Source organism: Romboutsia lituseburensis, from assembly GCF_024723825.1.
Classification (GTDB): domain Bacteria; phylum Bacillota; class Clostridia; order Peptostreptococcales; family Peptostreptococcaceae; genus Romboutsia_F; species Romboutsia_F lituseburensis_A.
Map to the genome: position 1 here is coordinate 3,759,759 of NZ_JANQBQ010000001.1, position 16,458 is coordinate 3,776,216.

General features: G+C 25.9%; 19 protein-coding genes. 15 read left to right on the plus strand and 4 right to left on the minus strand.

Translation table 11 applies throughout. The features are described from left to right. Positions 1-168 precede the first annotated feature (168 nt). From NWE74_RS18120 to NWE74_RS18140, 5 genes are all read left to right on the plus strand, one after another. Complete coding sequence (locus NWE74_RS18120) at positions 169-978, plus strand: transporter substrate-binding domain-containing protein (protein ID WP_258244368.1); 810 nt, start codon at positions 169-171, stop codon at positions 976-978. Between the two features lie 20 nt (positions 979-998). Beyond that, positions 999-1,721, plus strand: a complete 723-nt coding sequence (locus NWE74_RS18125; protein WP_258244369.1) for an amino acid ABC transporter permease — start codon at positions 999-1,001, stop codon at positions 1,719-1,721. A 9-nt stretch (positions 1,722-1,730) separates the two neighbouring features. Next, on the plus strand, positions 1,731-2,453 hold the full coding sequence (locus tag NWE74_RS18130; RefSeq protein ID WP_258244370.1) for an amino acid ABC transporter ATP-binding protein: 723 nt from the start codon (positions 1,731-1,733) through the stop codon (positions 2,451-2,453). A gap of 269 nt (positions 2,454-2,722) precedes the next feature. Continuing rightward, positions 2,723-3,562 (plus strand): DegV family protein, encoded by an 840-nt coding sequence (locus tag NWE74_RS18135; protein WP_258244371.1) that lies wholly within the window; start codon positions 2,723-2,725, stop codon positions 3,560-3,562. Positions 3,563-3,768: 206 nt separating this feature from the next. Further along, positions 3,769-4,059: a hypothetical protein gene (locus NWE74_RS18140; RefSeq protein ID WP_258244372.1), complete on the plus strand. Its 291-nt coding sequence runs from the start codon at positions 3,769-3,771 to the stop codon at positions 4,057-4,059. A 32-nt stretch (positions 4,060-4,091) separates the two neighbouring features. On the opposite strand, the gene NWE74_RS18145 is transcribed toward NWE74_RS18140, so the two are convergent. Then, complete coding sequence (locus NWE74_RS18145) at positions 4,092-4,622, minus strand: GNAT family N-acetyltransferase (protein WP_258244373.1); 531 nt, start codon at positions 4,620-4,622, stop codon at positions 4,092-4,094. A gap of 218 nt (positions 4,623-4,840) precedes the next feature. On the opposite strand from NWE74_RS18145, the gene NWE74_RS18150 reads away from it, so the two are divergent. After that, positions 4,841-5,029: an asparagine synthase gene (locus tag NWE74_RS18150; RefSeq protein WP_258244374.1), complete on the plus strand. Its 189-nt coding sequence runs from the start codon at positions 4,841-4,843 to the stop codon at positions 5,027-5,029. A 61-nt stretch (positions 5,030-5,090) separates the two neighbouring features. Here NWE74_RS18150 and NWE74_RS18155 read toward each other — a convergent pair whose 3' ends face one another. After that, positions 5,091-5,891, minus strand: coding sequence for a class I SAM-dependent methyltransferase (locus NWE74_RS18155; protein ID WP_258244375.1), 801 nt, complete (start codon positions 5,889-5,891; stop codon positions 5,091-5,093). Positions 5,892-6,097: 206 nt separating this feature from the next. On the opposite strand from NWE74_RS18155, the gene NWE74_RS18160 reads away from it, so the two are divergent. The 5 genes from NWE74_RS18160 (at position 6,098) to NWE74_RS18180 (ending at position 11,114) form a co-directional block, all read left to right on the plus strand. Next, positions 6,098-7,117 carry a hypothetical protein gene (locus NWE74_RS18160; RefSeq protein WP_258244376.1) on the plus strand — a complete coding sequence of 340 codons (1,020 nt, stop codon included), beginning with the start codon at positions 6,098-6,100 and terminating at the stop codon, positions 7,115-7,117. 85 nt (positions 7,118-7,202) lie between these two features. Further along, a complete protein-coding gene (locus NWE74_RS18165) occupies positions 7,203-8,090 on the plus strand; it encodes an ABC transporter ATP-binding protein (RefSeq protein WP_258244377.1) in 888 nt (295 codons plus the stop codon). Positions 8,091-8,092: 2 nt separating this feature from the next. Continuing rightward, positions 8,093-8,854, plus strand: a complete 762-nt coding sequence (locus NWE74_RS18170; RefSeq protein ID WP_258244378.1) for a hypothetical protein — start codon at positions 8,093-8,095, stop codon at positions 8,852-8,854. 110 nt (positions 8,855-8,964) lie between these two features. Continuing rightward, positions 8,965-9,696 carry a response regulator transcription factor gene (locus NWE74_RS18175; protein WP_258244379.1) on the plus strand — a complete coding sequence of 244 codons (732 nt, stop codon included), beginning with the start codon at positions 8,965-8,967 and terminating at the stop codon, positions 9,694-9,696. 2 nt (positions 9,697-9,698) lie between these two features. Continuing rightward, positions 9,699-11,114, plus strand: coding sequence for a HAMP domain-containing sensor histidine kinase (locus NWE74_RS18180; protein WP_258244380.1), 1,416 nt, complete (start codon positions 9,699-9,701; stop codon positions 11,112-11,114). A gap of 208 nt (positions 11,115-11,322) precedes the next feature. Here NWE74_RS18180 and NWE74_RS18185 read toward each other — a convergent pair whose 3' ends face one another. Further along, positions 11,323-11,613: a hypothetical protein gene (locus NWE74_RS18185; protein ID WP_258244381.1), complete on the minus strand. Its 291-nt coding sequence runs from the start codon at positions 11,611-11,613 to the stop codon at positions 11,323-11,325. Between the two features lie 237 nt (positions 11,614-11,850). Between NWE74_RS18185 and NWE74_RS18190 the strand changes: the two genes are divergently transcribed. From NWE74_RS18190 to NWE74_RS18205, 4 genes are all read left to right on the plus strand, one after another. Further along, positions 11,851-12,336, plus strand: coding sequence for a hypothetical protein (locus NWE74_RS18190; RefSeq protein ID WP_258244382.1), 486 nt, complete (start codon positions 11,851-11,853; stop codon positions 12,334-12,336). 508 nt (positions 12,337-12,844) lie between these two features. Further along, positions 12,845-13,147, plus strand: a complete 303-nt coding sequence (locus tag NWE74_RS18195; RefSeq protein WP_258244383.1) for a YjgN family protein — start codon at positions 12,845-12,847, stop codon at positions 13,145-13,147. Between the two features lie 289 nt (positions 13,148-13,436). After that, a complete protein-coding gene (locus NWE74_RS18200; RefSeq protein ID WP_258244384.1) occupies positions 13,437-15,104 on the plus strand; it encodes a potassium/proton antiporter in 1,668 nt (555 codons plus the stop codon). 278 nt (positions 15,105-15,382) lie between these two features. After that, positions 15,383-15,661, plus strand: a complete 279-nt coding sequence (locus NWE74_RS18205; RefSeq protein WP_258244385.1) for a type II CAAX prenyl endopeptidase Rce1 family protein — start codon at positions 15,383-15,385, stop codon at positions 15,659-15,661. Between the two features lie 152 nt (positions 15,662-15,813). Here NWE74_RS18205 and NWE74_RS18210 read toward each other — a convergent pair whose 3' ends face one another. Continuing rightward, entirely contained in the window at positions 15,814-16,014 is a 201-nt protein-coding gene (locus tag NWE74_RS18210; RefSeq protein ID WP_258244386.1) for a hypothetical protein, read from the minus strand. Positions 16,015-16,458: the final 444 nt, after the last annotated feature.

The window sequence follows — 16,458 nt, forward strand, 5'->3', positions numbered from 1 at the left end:
CACGGATAGTTTCGTCTCTTAGCATTTAGCTAAGGGACTTTTTTGCGCAACGGACGAAGTCGTTGGCGACATGAGCGAAGCGAATTTTTTGCGGGAACCTTAGTTTTTCATGGAATAGTATTAAATATGTATTATCAATTACTAATAATTATCAAATGGAGGTATAATATGAAAAAATCAAAAAAAGTAATAATAACAATGGTTGTAGGAGTTTTAACTTTAGGAATGGTAGGATGTTCATCTTCAAATAAGGGTGATAATCAATTGGAAACTATTAAAGAAAAAGGAGTTTTAACAATAGGAACTAGTGCAGATTACCCACCGTATGAATTTCATAAAGAAATAAATGGAAAAGATAATATTGTGGGATTTGAGATGATGATAGCAAAAGAAATTGCTGATGAATTAGGTGTTAAACTAGAAATTAAAGATATGAAATTTGATGGACTATTAGGAGCTTTAAAAGCTGGAAATGTTGATATGGTTGTAGCTGGTATGAGTCCAACAGAGGAAAGAAAAAAGGCTGTAAACTTTACAGATGTTTACTACAATGGAGAACATACAATTTTAATTAAAGAAAAAAATAAGTCTAAATATAAAAATATAAATGATTTAAAAAGTGCTAAGATAGGTGTTCAAAAAGCTAGTTTACAAGAAACTATGGCAAAAGATATTATTAAAGCAACTGATATAAAATCTTTAAATAAAATATCAGATGTAATATTAGAACTTCAAAATAATAATGTAGATGCTGTTGTAGTAAGTAAAGAAGCTGTAGATGGTTATTTAAAGCAATACCCTGAAATTGTAAATTCAAATATTGATTTAGGTGAACAAAAAGAAGAAGGGTCTGCTATAGCTATAAATAAAAGTGACGATATGTCTTTAATAGATTCAGTAAATAAAACACTAAATCAATTAAAATCAAAAAATAAAATAGATGAGTTTGTTAAAGAAGCTACAGACTTAGCTCAATAATATTTAAGGAGGATAAAAATATGGATTTTACATTTTTAAGTAAGTATTCACAATTTTTCATAGATGGAACAAAGATAACTATAGGAATATCATTATGTACATTAGTTTTAGGTTTTTTAGCAGGGACAATAATATGCCTTGCTAGAATATCTAAGAATAAAATAGTAAGTTTTTTAGCCACGGCATATATTGAATTTTTAAGAGGAACACCATTATTAGTTCAAATATATATAATATATTTTGGATTCCCAACTATAGGATTAAAATTTCCTGATATAGGACCTATACCATCTGAATATATATCTGCAATAATAGCATTATCTATAAACTCTAGTGCATACATAGCAGAGATACTTAGATCTGGAATACAAGCTATAGATAAAGGGCAAATGGAAGCGAGCCGTTCACTTGGGTTAGACTACTCTATGAGTATGAGACTTGTAATAATACCGCAGGCTTTAAAAAATGTATTACCATCTTTAGCTAATGAATTTATAGTACTAGTAAAAGAATCGTCTATAGTATCTGTTATAGGAATTCAAGATTTAATGTATAGTGCTGATATAGTAAAAGGTAATACGTATTTGGCATTTGAGCCATTATTAGTAGCTGCAATGATATACTTTATACTTACATTTACATTATCTAAACTTGTTGGTAGATTTGAATTTAAATCAGAAAACTTAAATGAAAGAAATCAACGTTCGTTTAAAAATAAGTTTGGTCTTAGTAAAGCTTTATAGGAGGATAATATGATTAAAATCAATAATATAAAAAAGAAATATGGTAAAAATGAAGTATTAAAAGGTATAGATTTGAATATAAAAAAAGGTGAGATAGTTGCTATACTAGGTCCTAGTGGATCTGGAAAAAGTACATTATTAAGATGTATAAATCTTTTGGAAGAACCTAATGATGGAGAAATTATTTTTAACAATCAAAATATATTAGATAAAAAGTGTGATATAAATCAAGTAAGACAAAATATAGGTATGGTTTTTCAAAACTTTAACTTATTTCCAAATATGACGATTTTAGAAAATATAATATTAGCACCAACTAAAGTAAAAAATATAGACAGAGAGAAAGCTATAGATGAGGCATTAGTTTTACTAGATAGAGTCGGTCTTTTAGAAAAACAAAATGCATATCCAGCACAACTATCAGGAGGACAAAAACAAAGAATTGCCATAGCTAGAGCATTATCTATGAAACCTGATGTAATGTTATTTGATGAACCCACATCAGCATTAGACCCTGAAATGGTAAAAGAAGTTTTAGATGTTATGAAAGAACTTGCAAATGAAGGAATGACAATGGCGGTAGTTACTCATGAAATCGGATTTGCAAAGGAAGTTGCTAACAAAGTTATTTTTATGGATGAAGGATATGTATTAGAAGAAGGAACACCACAAAATATATTTAATAACCCTAAAAATATAAGAACAAAGCAATTTTTAGATAAAGTTTTATAAACTTAAAAATTCTTATTTGTATTAAGCCACCTTTCATATTAAAGGTGGCTTAAAAAATGAGATATTAATTAAGTAATAAATAGCTTGAGATAAGAAGTACAGAGATTATGGAGTGGTTTAAATTGAGGGATTTTTTTAATAATTGTTGACTTTTAAAGGAAGTAAATATAAAATAAAAATATAATCGGTCGGTTAACCGACTAAGTGGATTGAAAATTAACTTTAGTTTAGTGATAGATAAACAATTTAAAAAAGTGAGGGTTATATAAATGAGTAAAATAAAAATAATAACAGACAGTTCTTGTGATTTAAATAAAGATATCATTGAAAAATATAATATAGGGGTTGTAGGGCTTAATGTATCTTTTGGAGAAGAGACGTATATAGATGGTCAGATAGACAATAATGTATTTTATGAAAGAATGGCAAGTTCAAAAGAACTTCCAAAGACATCTTGCCCATCACCTGAAAAGTTTTCTAAGGCATATGAATGTGAAGAAGACGAAATATTAGTAATAACAATAACATCAAAGCTATCTGCTACATATTCAACTGCAGTATTAGCTAAAAATATGTATTTAGAGGAAAATAATAATAAGGCAATAGAAGTTATGGATAGTGAAACTGGTTCAGTTGGTCATGGTCTTTTAGTAGTGAAAGCAGCACAGCTAGCAAATGAAGGTAAAACTTTAAATGAAATAGTTGAAGAAATAGAAAAATTAAAAAAAGATATAGTTTTTTATGGCTCACTTGAAACTTTAGAAAATGCTATTAAGGGTGGTAGAATAAATCCATTAGCTGGTAAGCTAATAAATGCATTAAACTTTAAGGTCATAATACAAGTAGTAGATGGAATAGTTAAACCAGTAGATAAAGCTAGAGGGGATAATAATTCTATAAAAAAAGTTGTAGATAGCGTATCAAAGAGAGTTTGTGAAAAAGAGAAAAGAGTTCTTGCAATAGGTCATTCTAACTGCTTAGATAAGGCATTAAAGGTTAAAGATATGATGATCAAAGAAAATTTGTTTGAAGATATAACTATAAGTGAAGTTGGGTCAGTTATGGGAACATACACATCAAAAGGAGCAATACTTATAAGCATATTATAATATAAATGGGGTAGATAAAATAAGCTTAGTCTTTGATTAAGCTTATTTTTTACGTTAATCTATTGAGGACGAAATTGATACTATTCAAGGTATATATATAGAAAAATAAATAAATTAGTGGTAATATTTGTATGAAAACATTGTATGTTTTGTTATGATTGATAAGATTTTTTATCAATTAAGGTGATATTAGGGGAGGGGTTAGTTTGGATGATACTTTAAATAATAGTAGATTATTAAGTATAGTTATAATAATATTACAAATTTCATATATATTATCATTTTTATTGTTTATTTATAGAGATGATATTTATGGAAAATTTGTTATTTGTACATCAATTAATATAGTTTCTATGCTATTGAGTGTATGCAACTTAAAGACTAAAAGTAGCAATAAAATGCTGTTAGCTCTTATAAGTATACTTCAAATTTTGTTTACAATATATGTTTATATACTTCCAGATGAAGGAATACCTGCACCAATTCAGTTATGGTAATTAGTAAAAAGGCTATATTTAATAGCCTTTTTTTATCCTAAAAATGAATCTGAATAAATAACAACTCCGTTAACATCATCTAAAGCATTTTCAACAAGTTCTAATGCCATAAATGCACTGTCTGGAACATCAAATGGTGCAGATATACTATATTTACTAGCTCTTTCAAATCCAAACTTAGGATAATATTTATCATGACCTAATACTATTACAGATTTAAAGCCTAGCTTTTTAGCTATTTTTAAACTTTCATTTATAAGTTTACTTCCAATACCTTTATCTTGGTACTCAGGAAGCACTGATACTGGAGCCAATGCTAAAGATTCAGTTTGTGTATTTTCACTTTTTATATTTATTTTAGTAAGCATTATATGACCAACTATTTTGTCATCATCTTTAGCAACTAAAGAAAGCTCTGGTATAAATTCTTTAACTTTTCTTAATCTATTTACTAATATATGTTCGCTATGGTCTGTGTGCTCAGCATTTTTAAATGCTTCTTCAACAACTTTTTCAACTTCACTATAATCATTAATTTCTTCTTTATCTATAGTTAAATTCATTACTTAATCTCCTTATTTTTAAAATTATAAATACAATTATATCATTAAAATATAAACTTTTATTGGATAGATTTATTATAAGTAAAAAGTATTTATATTATTACCTTATAATACTTAAATTAATATTAATTGCTAACTATAAAACTATACATTTTGTAAAAAATATATATAAAGTATATTAATTAATTTAGACAATCATATAAAAGGAGACATTTATAATGAGAAAAGGACTAATACCAGTAGCATTAGGAACTATAGTAACTACAACAGGTCTAGTTTTAGATTCTAAACAAAGTAAATGTAATTTATGTGCAAGAAATGATTATGCTAGTTTAGTTGGCACATTTTTAGTTGGATTAGGAGTGGCGCACATACTTCTTGGTGGAATAGATATAGCTAGAGATTAAATTACAAAAAAGGTAGCAATAAATGAGTGAATTATTGCTACCTTTTTTACAATATATAAAATTATCTAACTATAAAGTGAATGTGTTCTGTGGAATTTCTATATTCATCTAGTTCACAGGTGTGTTTGCATAATTCAACTAAATTATTGTAGCATTTTTTGTCTTCATTATGCATTTTTATAACATCACTATGAATTCCAGATGCAAATCCCTCCGCTCCGAAATACGTTATTATTTCAAGATTGCATCTCTCAATTTCCTTTTTAGCTCCAAATGGTGTAGCAACATAGGTTTCTGTGAAAGATTCATCTTTACTCCAAGCATTATCAACTAACAATTTTGAGAAATTCTCTATATTAGCATATTCAAAACTACACTCATGTATAGAAGATTTAATAATACCAAGTCCATTTAAATATGCAATCATAGCAAATCCGTTATCTTTTAAAATCCTTTTTACATTTTTTAGTACATCTAACCTTAATGCATCATCAGTTATATGATACATTGGTCCCATTAGCAAAACTACATCAAATGAATTATCATCAAACATGCTTAAATCTGTACAATCACCACATATATATTCATCAGCTTTCATATTAAGTTCTTCAATATTACTTTTAGCAAGTTTTAATTCTTCGGTTGAAAGATCATATAATGTTACATCATATCCTTTTTTTAATAATTCTATTGAATATTTACCAGGCCCGCACCCTAAATCTAAGGCCTTTCCAGTATTTTTAAAATATTTATCAATCATATGTAATGTAGTTTGAAATTCAATATTGTTATATGGATTTGAAAGTCTGTTTAATTCTAATAAAACGTTTTCATTATAGTACTTCTTTACAACATCCCTCATAGTTATCACCCTCATATTATACTTTTTTATAATTGTAGTACTAATATATCTTTTTAGCAATTCTATTCATAAAAAAAATTATTTATGTTTAATTTAATTATTAACAATTAATAAAAGATATTTAAGGTTTATTTAAGGTTAAGTTTATAAACAGTTAAACTTGAGATTATATACTTAACTCATGATAAAGCGAAAGGAGAAATAAAATGCTTAGATGGGAATTTAAAAAAATTATAAAAGAAAAAACAAGTATTATAGCATTAGTATTATTAGCAGTTATGTTTTTACAAATAAGCTTTATGAAACCAATGCTAGAAACACAAAATGAATATTTTGATGAAAGTAAAAATGAGTACTTTGTAGATAAAAGAGATAAAGAGGTTATAGCTAATGAAAAGCTACAAAATAAGGTTGCACAAATTAATGCAAGTCTTAAGTCTATACCATCTGATGGACAAACAAAGGCGTTAAGCAAAATGTCTAATGAAAAAATAAAACTAGATGATGGTAGTAAATATGAAAATGTAGATTTTTATAAAGTATTTTCTTATAGAGTTGACTTTGGTCTATCAATAATGATTATGATAATAATTTTAGTTATGATTTGTTCTAATTTATATGTAGACGAGCAAATATCAAATGTAGCACCTATAATGTTATCATCAAAAAATAAGAATAAAGCATTAAATTTAAAATTATTAATAGCAATATTTTTACCTGTAATATTATACGCAGTGTATATATTAGGTACAAGTATAATAACTTATATTCAATATGGTAATCCACTTAATGGAAGCTTACAAGCATATAGAATATCTGATATAGCACTATTAATAAAGCCATTAACAATAAATCAATATGTTATAGGTCAAATGTTAACATCATTACTTATGCTAATGGGAATATCTCTAGCTACTTTGTTTAGCTCATTTATAAGCGATAACTCAGTAAAATCAATTGGATTATCAGTTGGATTTATAGCATTAGCAAAAATATTAATTATGTTCAAGTTTTTACCAGCAAAAGTTTTACAGTTATTAGTGATAGGAAACTATGTAGATGTTATGATGGGAATGAGTAAAATAAGCGGATTTTACAATGGAAATATAAGTATTTTATCAAAATCACTAGACTTATCAAATTTATGTGTAAGTATATATAGTTTGATAGCCACAGCTTTAGTACTTGGAAATATTTATTGTATTAAAAAAGTTTTAACTAAGTAGATCATCAATATATACACTTAGTTGAAAAATATTGATTTAAATTAGCGAAATTTAATTTATATAAAAATAATAGGAGGAAGTAATAATGAACGTATTAGAATTAAAAAATGTAACTAAAACATATAAGCATAAAAATGCTAATGAAAATATAAATTTAACTTTAGAAAGTGGTGTTTATGGACTTTTAGGACCAAATGGTGCTGGGAAATCTACTTTAATGAAACAAATGGCTACTATAACAAGCCCAACATCTGGAAAGATATTATATAACAATAAAGATGTTGAAAGTTTAGATGAACAATATAGAGAAGTAGTTGGATACTTACCACAAGACTTTGATGCATATAAAAACTTCAAAGCTAAAGAGTTTTTAATGTATATGGCTGCTTTAAAAGGAATGGATAAAAAAGAAAGTAAAAAAAGAGTTGACGAGTTATTAGAATTAGTAGGATTATCACAAGTTTCAAATAAGTTAGTATCTAAATTTTCAGGAGGTATGAAAAGAAGAGTAGGGATAGCTCAAGCTCTTTTAAACAATCCTAAAATACTAATACTAGATGAACCTACGGCAGGTCTTGATCCACAAGAAAGAACTAGATTTAGAAATCTTTTATCTCAAATAGGTAGAGAAACTATAGTTATACTTTCAACTCATATAATATCTGATATAGAAAGTGTAGCAAAAAAAACTATAATGATAAAAGATGGAAAGGTATTACTTCAAGGTACTCATAAAGAAATACTTGAAGATATGAATGGTAAAGTATACACAGTAACAACAACTGATGAAAGTGTTATAAATGAAATACAAAGAAACTATAAGGTAGTTAGTATAAATCGTGGAATAGAAGATACAAGTGTAAGATTTATAAGTGAAACTAAGCCAAGTTATGAAAATATCGAAGCTACTAATCCTAGATTTGAAGATGTATATATGTTCTACTTCGAACTAGAAGATGCAAGGGAGGTATAATTATGTTTTCAGTTATAAAATGGGAAATTAAAAAAAGCTTTAAGCCAGGAGTATTTGTACTTTGGGCATTAGGATTATTTTTAGGATATGTAGCAGTATATACTTCAACAGGTGTTACTGATGCTTATGCTGATGTATTTTCTAAGTATTATGGAATTGCCCCAATAATGGGACTTGCAATGTTTTCTATGTTTGCTGGAAGCTTTGTACTAGAGTATAACTCAGGTATGGATTCTCTTATAAAAGCTAGCAAAAATGGTAAAAAACAATTAGTAATATCGAAGTTTATAGCTAACGGAATATCTGCAAGTATAGTTAATTTATCTATATATGTAGTAATGATAATAAAAGTAACTAGTAAACATAACGTAGAAGGATTAAATTTACCACTTAAAAAATTATGGTATTTTGGAAATAGTGGTTCAAATATAACAGTACTTCAGATGATATTAATAACAGCAATAACTGTAATAATTGGTTCATTTATATTTGCAGCACTAGGATTATTTTTATCATCAATAAGTAAAAATGCATTTGTACCTTTTGTATTTGGTGGTTTAATAATGGGGATACCTTATATATTATCAGGATGGGTTCCTAATGCTAAAATATTTACAAATTCACCACTATGGGGAATGTATAGTGGGCAACTTATAAGATATGATGCATCTATAATTGCATGGATAGTATTTGCAGTAATAGCAACGGCTGGAACAGGTGTATTATATAATTTAACTAGAAATACTTTCTTAAAAGAAAGATAATATAAAATACAAAATTAAGCTATTTTGAAATATATTAATTGTTAAAATTATGCATTTTGGAGTAGCTATTTTTGGTATACTAAGATATAAATAAACATCAGGAGGGTAATATGAATATAAACATAAAGGATAGTAAAATACTTATAGTAGATGATGAATCTGAAATATTAAACTTATTAAAAATAGCACTTAAAAAAGAAGGATTTGAAAATATATATGAAGCACAAACTGGAAAATATGCAATCGAAAAATTTGAACAAAATAGCCCAGACTTAGCAATATTAGATGTTATGCTTCCTGATATGGAAGGATATGATATATGTAAACATATAAGAAAAACATCTAATATACCAGTATTATTTTTATCAGCAAAAGGTGAAGAACTAGACAGAGTTATGGGGCTTGCAATAGGAGCTGACGATTATATAACAAAGCCATTTAGCTTAAAAGAAGTAGCTCTTAGAGTTAAAATTCAGTTAAAAAGAAACTTTATGATAAGCGAAATGTCAAAAGAGGTTGAAGAAATAAAAGAGAAAAAATTATCATTTGGACCGTTTGAAATCGATGAAGATAAAATTGAAGTTAAGAAAAATGGAGAAGTTATAGACTTAAAACCAAAGGAATATAAAATGTTTTTATATATGATGAAACATAAAAATCAAATAATAAGTAAAGAAAAATTCTGTGATGAAGTTTGGGGAGAAGACTTTTTTGGATTTGATAATACTATAATGGTACACATAAGAAGGCTTAGAGAAAAAATAGAAGAGAACCCTTCAAAGCCAAGATATATTGTAAATGTAAAAGGATTAGGATACAAACTTGTAGATAAGGAAAATTAGATATGAATATGAAATGGAAATTAACTTTAAGGTATGTATTAAGTATAGCTTTTGTAGCTATATTTGTAGTAATACTTAATATAATTGCATTGATGTCTTTAACATTTTACAGTGCAAGTCAAGATAAAAATGGACATGATTGGCATAATGGTGTTGGTTATTACACAAGAAATTTTCAAAATTATATACAAATAGATGAAAATGATAAACTAATTATAAATGAAGAAGGCAAAAAATCATTAGATAAAAATAACTTGTGGGTACAAATATTAGATAAAGACTCAAAGGAAGTTTATAGCTATAAAAAACCTAGTGATGTTAATGAGAAGCATACTCCAATCGAACTTATAAATGGATACAAGTATAGCCATGGATTTGGTGGACATTCTGATATATTAGCCGGACAAAAAAAATTAAAAAATGAAAGTTATACATATTTAATTGGTTTTCCTATGAGATATATTACTAAATATACATTTATAATGGAAAATGATACGCTAATAAGATACATAAGAAAAGCTATTTATGTAATAATAATTATAGATTTTTTAATTGCTGCTGTATTTGGATACATATTTAGTAAAGGACTTACAAGACCAGTTAAAAAAATTATAACGGGTGTAGATGATTTAGCTGATGGAAATTATGATGTGTATTACAAAGAAAAAGGAGTATACAGCAAAGTATTTGGAAAATTAAATAGTTTATCAGATACACTTAAATCTAATGAAATAGAAAGAGTAAAAATAGAAAAAATGAGAGAAGATTGGATTGCAAATATTTCTCATGATATAAAGACACCTTTATCATCAATAAAAGGATATGCTGAAGTATTGAGCGAGGACTATGATTTTACAAGTGAGGAAATATCAGAGTTTGCAAATATAATAAATTCAAAAGCTGACTATATTAAAGAATTAGTAGATGATTTAAACTTAACTATGAAGTTGAAAAACAGTAATTCTATAATAAATAAAGAAGAAGTAAATTTAAATAGTTTAGTGAAAAATTCTGTAATAGATATATTTAATGATCATAGATATTCTGACAGAGATATAGAATTTATAGATAGTGAAAAAGTAATAAAGAAAAATTTAGATAAGACATTAATTAAAAGAGTTATAAATAACCTTATATACAATGCACTTGTACATAATAATGAAGATATAAGTATAAGTGTTAAAGTTTTTGAAGATGAAAAAGCACATATAATAATAAAAGACAATGGAAAAGGTATAAATGAAGATGAGTTAAAATATATCTTTGAAAGATATTATAGAGGAACAAATACTGGAGAGGCTCATAAAGGATCAGGTCTTGGGATGGCAATAGCAAAAGAAATAATAGTAGCACATGGTGGAGATATACAAATAAGAAGTGAACTTTCAAAAGGAACTGAAATAGAAATCACTTTATAACTTTGATTTTAAGGATAAAATATATAATAACGACTTGTCTACAAAGAAAGTTCTTTAAATTAATTAAATAAGTAGAATAAAACATTTGATTCGTACATTACTTAAAAATATAGGAGTATAAGTAAACTTACTTATACTCCTATATTTTTTTTATAAACGTTGTTAATTAAGCATATAACCAATGTAGTGTCTTAGGTAAATTTAATTTTTATGCATTTCTATACTTTAAAAAACCATTTAAAAACTTTAATGCAAATATTAATGGAACACCTACAGATAAAATAAATCCATATAATTTAAACATAGAGTTGGCTACCATAATATTTAAAATGCCTGAAATAATAAACCATAATCCACATTTTGTCACAATATCAATGGCAAAATCACTTTTTAGATAATTTATAAATACATTGCTATTTTTATCATTAGTAACTTTATTTTTAAAATATCCAATAGATTTAATTATTACTATTCCTAATACGATTAAAAAAATATTCATTATGTTCTCCTAGAAGTTATTATATTTATATGTACTATGATTTTTACATAGATAAATTACTGTTAATTATTATAAAACCCTTTATATATTTTACTATTAGTGTTATTAGTAGTCAATTATATAATAATTATTAAATAAGGTTATTTATATTTTTGAAAAATATACTTATAAAGAATAATAGCAATTATTAAGTAGATACTAAATTTAATAATAATAATATATTTAGAGGAGGTAAAAATGAAAAAAGTTTTTGTGTCAACTCTTGTTTTTTTATTAATTTTCACAAATGTATCTTTTGCAAATACTATTAGCCTTAAAGACTCCATTAAAGATATTGAAATGGTTAGCAATAGGATGTATATAATTATTAAACAAATAACTGGAGATGACACTCTTGACGTATATGAACTTAATCGGGATATAAAGTTTTGTGAGTCCATATTAAGTACACGCGCTAAAAAAATATCAGATGCATATTCTAATAAATCTAGTATAGAGGTTGGAAGAATTTACTCAGCTTTATTATATACAATATCTTTGTATCAATTGAGTTTAACTAGCATAACAATGTATATACGTGATGATAGTAAGGCTAATCATTTTATTGAAGCATGTTCAAGTTATCAACAGGGAAATAGTTCTTTAGAGAATATTAAATTAAAGAACCTAGAAACTCAAAATAGACAAGAAGAATCTAAAAAAGAAAAATCTACATGTCATTAAAATTTTAATAACATCATTATGATAATATACGGTATAAAATTATGATACTAAGATAAAAAGAGTGTAAATAAATTTGTTTTATACAAATTCACTTACACTCTTTTGGTTTATATTAAATTATTTTGATAGGTACCAACCTAGTATATATAATATATAAATATGGGTTGGATAAAATATATAGAAGAAGTTTTTATAACCTTTACCTTTTTTACCATGTAATTTTTATTCGTGTACCATTTAACCCTTTTTTTATAGAATTTAAATTTTCCAAATAATCATCTCCTCTTCGATTTGTTTACTAACCTATTATACAGTCCTTAAAAAATTAAATATTTAAACTAATCTTATATAAAGCTTAAATAAACCTTAAATAAATTTAGGATAATTTAATTTAAGCTAAAATTTATTTGTTAAGGATTATTTAAGATTAAGTTAAGTTGTAGTTTATATACTTAAAAAAGTTTTTGCCGTATAATAACAACATAAACAACACAAGGAGGGAAGTAAAATGAAATCAAGATTTGAAGGTAATTTATTAGGACTTATAGGAGTAAATATATTAGCATGGTTAATAACATTTGTTACACTAGGAATAGCTACACCATGGGCTATGTGTATAAAATATAGATGGGAAGCTGAAAATACCGTAATAGAAGGAAGAAGATTAAACTTTATAGGTAGCGGTTCTAGTTTATTTATGAACTATATTAAATGGTGGGTATTAACAATAATAACTTTTGGAATATACGGACTTTGGTTATATATAAAATTATTACAATGGAAAACTGAAAATACAGTATTTGAGAATTAATAAAAGCTATACTAAAAATGAAGCAAGTAGTCATTTTTAGTATGGCTTTTTATATTTAAATTTGTAAATATCTTATTAGCATAAATGTTTATAAATTTAAATATAAAATATTTGTAAATAATAATTAGGAGTGATAAGAATGGTAAAAACGAAGAATATTATAACTGATTATGTTTGAATTCTAAATATTTTTTATCTGATTTGCACCAAATTGTATGAAAAATTCTGAAAATGATGTATAATGAATTTAGGGCGATTAAATTATGCATTTAAAGAAGGGGGGTATTTTATGATAAACTTAATGATAATTAGTGCTTTAGTATTATTGGTTTGTATAACCTCAAGCAAAATATTCTACAAATTTGGTGTTCCAATATTGCTAGTATTCATAATACTAGGAATGCTATTTGGTTCTGATGGAGTTGTAGGAATATATTTTGATAACTATGAACTTACGAAACAGTTATGTTCTATTGGTTTAGTATTTATAATGTTTTATGGGGGGTATGGTACTAACTGGAATATGGCAAAACCAGTAGCTATATCATCTATACTATTATCTACAGTAGGTGTAGTTATAACAGCAGGATTAACTGGGTTATTTTGTATATTAGTTTTTAATACGAGTGTTTTAGAAGGATTACTTATCGGGTCTATAGTAGCATCAACAGATGCTGCATCAGTTTTCGCAATACTGCGTTCTCAGAAATTAAATCTAAAAGGATCTATTGCATCAATATTAGAAATAGAAAGTGGGAGTAATGACCCTTTTGCATATATGATGACAATAATAATCCTAGGTCTTATGGGAAATATTGATTCTAGTAGTATACTACCAATGTTATTAACTCAAGTAGTAGTAGGTATACTTAGTGCAGTTATATTAGCAAAATTAACTGTATATTTACTAAGAAATTTAAACTTTGAAATCGAAGGATTTTACCCGATTTTTGTGACGGCTATTGCTATACTTTCATACTCTTTAAGTGAATACTTAGGAGGAAATGGATACTTAAGTGTTTATATGGCTGGTATAATAATAGGAAATAGTAAAATACCTCATAAGAAAAGTATATTCCAGTTCTTTGATGGTATATCATGGATAATGCAAATAATGTTATTCTTCTTATTAGGATTATTAGCATTCCCATCTCAAATACCTGGAGTAATGATAAAAAGTACACTTATATCAATATTTATGATAGTAATAGCAAGGCCTATTGCTACATTTAGTATATTAAGTTGGTTTAAAATACCAGTAAAGCAACAGATATTTATATCTTGGGTAGGATTAAGAGGAGCTGCATCTATAGTATTTGCTATATTCGCGGTAACTTATGGAGTACCAATAGAAAATGATATATTCCATATAATATTCTTTATAGCATTATTCTCAGTATCAGTGCAAGGAACACTTTTACCAATGATGGCAAGAAAGTTAGATTTAATTGATGATAACTCATCAATATTAAAAACATTTAATGACTATACAGAAGATAAGAGTACAAAGTTAATAGAAGTTTCAGTTACTGAAGATTGTCGTCTAGTAAATAAATCTATAATGGATGCTGATATACCAGAAGATATCCTTATAGTAATGATAAAAAGAAATGGAGATGTACTAGTACCAAATGGTTCAACTGTAATGTTACTAGGGGATGTTCTTGTTATAACTGGAAATAATTTTGATATTTTAGATAATTATTTTGATCATAAGGTCAATAAATATCAAGAAGGAAAGAGTACAAAGTTAATGGAAATTTCAATACCCTTAGATAGTAAGATAACAAATAAGTCTATAAAAAATATAGATATATCAAAAGATATTCTTATAGTAATGATAAAAAGAAATGGAAATATAATAATACCAAATGGGTCAACTGTAATACGTCCGGAAGATGTGTTAGTTATAACTGGTAATAATTTAGATGAACTAGAGAATTTAAGTGAAATATAATTTTATATAAATTTTAAATAGGCTGCTCAAAATATTTGAGTAGTTTATTTTTATATGCTATAAATTTTTATTATATAAATTATTAATGTAACAGATAAAACTTTAGTAAATTGAAGTTTGTATAGAAAATTGAACAAAGAATCAGTGTTGACTTTGACAAATAAAAAATAACATTAAATAAAGATTATATATTAAATGAAATAGAATCAAAATACAGAAAAGTGGAAATATATATAATATAACTAGGCCAATAAATATATAATAAATATTTAACTAAAGTGCATGGAAATATAGTTCAAGGTACATATGCATTTATATCAGCAATATTACTTGCAATAGTATATCTACATTATGAATCTATTTTTGCATGTATTATAGTACATATGACAAGTAATTTATTGGGAATATCAGTGAACGTTTTTTTAGTATCAAAAATTAATAATGAAATTATAAGTATTATTTTATTTGCAATAATGGGGATAGTTTGCACGACTATACCAGCAATTAAAATGATTAAAGAATATAAAGCTAAAAAAGATGAAAAAATTAGTATTTAATAATATAGGGTGTAAAAAACATAAGTGTCTAAATTTATAAAGTAAAGACACTTGTATTTTTTATTTAATTTAGCATAGATTGTTCATCAATTTTATTCGTTAAATTGGAATTTATCTATTTTCTATTATTCATATTTTATTAAAATTATTCATTACTTAACTTTTTCTAATTTATCAAAAAATATTGAAATCTCGCCACAATTTGGACAAACACTAGCCTTTACCTTACCCTTTGTATCTGAAAAAACTCCACTTCCTTTTCCAAGCACTACTGATGCGTATGCTGTAAAATTTTCAGTCTTTAACATATAATCTTCAACCATAACTTCATCACATCTTAAACACTTTCTCATACTATCTCTCCCCCTTAAAGTATTTATAATATATAAATAGTTGTTAATTTGATTATATCAGAAAATCTAATTTAATGTATGTCCTCTAAAACAGATGGTTTTGTGAGCACTAAGATAACAAAAAACCTATCCTATAAATTCTTATTTATACGAATTTCCATTCATATCTCCTTTTAGTTTATGGTACATTAATTGGCTGTTGTAATTTTTCTAAAATGATATTTGGTGGAAAGAATCTTTTTTATTTATTATAATTTAAATCGACATATTATAGTGATACATCACTAAAAACAAATATAATACAAACTTCGACATTAATTTTAAATGAAATAATATATGATAATAGTTGTATAAAAATATAGCTGAGATTAAGTAACTGAGTGGGAGCTACTATTTTATAGATATAATGACTTCATTAGTTGATTAAAATAAATATGAAATTGG

Bases quoted from the DNA above. Each gene is read 5' to 3' on its own strand.
- NWE74_RS18120 (WP_258244368.1), top strand. From the start codon at position 169: ATGAAAAAATCAAAAAAAGTAATAATAACAATGGTTGTAGGAGTTTTA.
- NWE74_RS18125 (WP_258244369.1), top strand. From the start codon at position 999: ATGGATTTTACATTTTTAAGTAAGTATTCACAATTTTTCATAGATGGA.
- NWE74_RS18130 (WP_258244370.1), top strand. From the start codon at position 1,731: ATGATTAAAATCAATAATATAAAAAAGAAATATGGTAAAAATGAAGTA.
- NWE74_RS18135 (WP_258244371.1), top strand. From the start codon at position 2,723: ATGAGTAAAATAAAAATAATAACAGACAGTTCTTGTGATTTAAATAAA.
- NWE74_RS18145 (WP_258244373.1), bottom strand. From the start codon at position 4,622: ATGAATTTAACTATAGATAAAGAAGAAATTAATGATTATAGTGAAGTT.
- NWE74_RS18150 (WP_258244374.1), top strand. From the start codon at position 4,841: ATGAGAAAAGGACTAATACCAGTAGCATTAGGAACTATAGTAACTACA.
- NWE74_RS18155 (WP_258244375.1), bottom strand. From the start codon at position 5,891: ATGAGGGATGTTGTAAAGAAGTACTATAATGAAAACGTTTTATTAGAA.
- NWE74_RS18160 (WP_258244376.1), top strand. From the start codon at position 6,098: ATGCTTAGATGGGAATTTAAAAAAATTATAAAAGAAAAAACAAGTATT.
- NWE74_RS18165 (WP_258244377.1), top strand. From the start codon at position 7,203: ATGAACGTATTAGAATTAAAAAATGTAACTAAAACATATAAGCATAAA.
- NWE74_RS18170 (WP_258244378.1), top strand. From the start codon at position 8,093: ATGTTTTCAGTTATAAAATGGGAAATTAAAAAAAGCTTTAAGCCAGGA.
- NWE74_RS18175 (WP_258244379.1), top strand. From the start codon at position 8,965: ATGAATATAAACATAAAGGATAGTAAAATACTTATAGTAGATGATGAA.
- NWE74_RS18180 (WP_258244380.1), top strand. From the start codon at position 9,699: ATGAATATGAAATGGAAATTAACTTTAAGGTATGTATTAAGTATAGCT.
- NWE74_RS18185 (WP_258244381.1), bottom strand. From the start codon at position 11,613: ATGAATATTTTTTTAATCGTATTAGGAATAGTAATAATTAAATCTATT.
- NWE74_RS18190 (WP_258244382.1), top strand. From the start codon at position 11,851: ATGAAAAAAGTTTTTGTGTCAACTCTTGTTTTTTTATTAATTTTCACA.
- NWE74_RS18195 (WP_258244383.1), top strand. From the start codon at position 12,845: ATGAAATCAAGATTTGAAGGTAATTTATTAGGACTTATAGGAGTAAAT.
- NWE74_RS18200 (WP_258244384.1), top strand. From the start codon at position 13,437: ATGATAAACTTAATGATAATTAGTGCTTTAGTATTATTGGTTTGTATA.
- NWE74_RS18210 (WP_258244386.1), bottom strand. From the start codon at position 16,014: ATGAGAAAGTGTTTAAGATGTGATGAAGTTATGGTTGAAGATTATATG.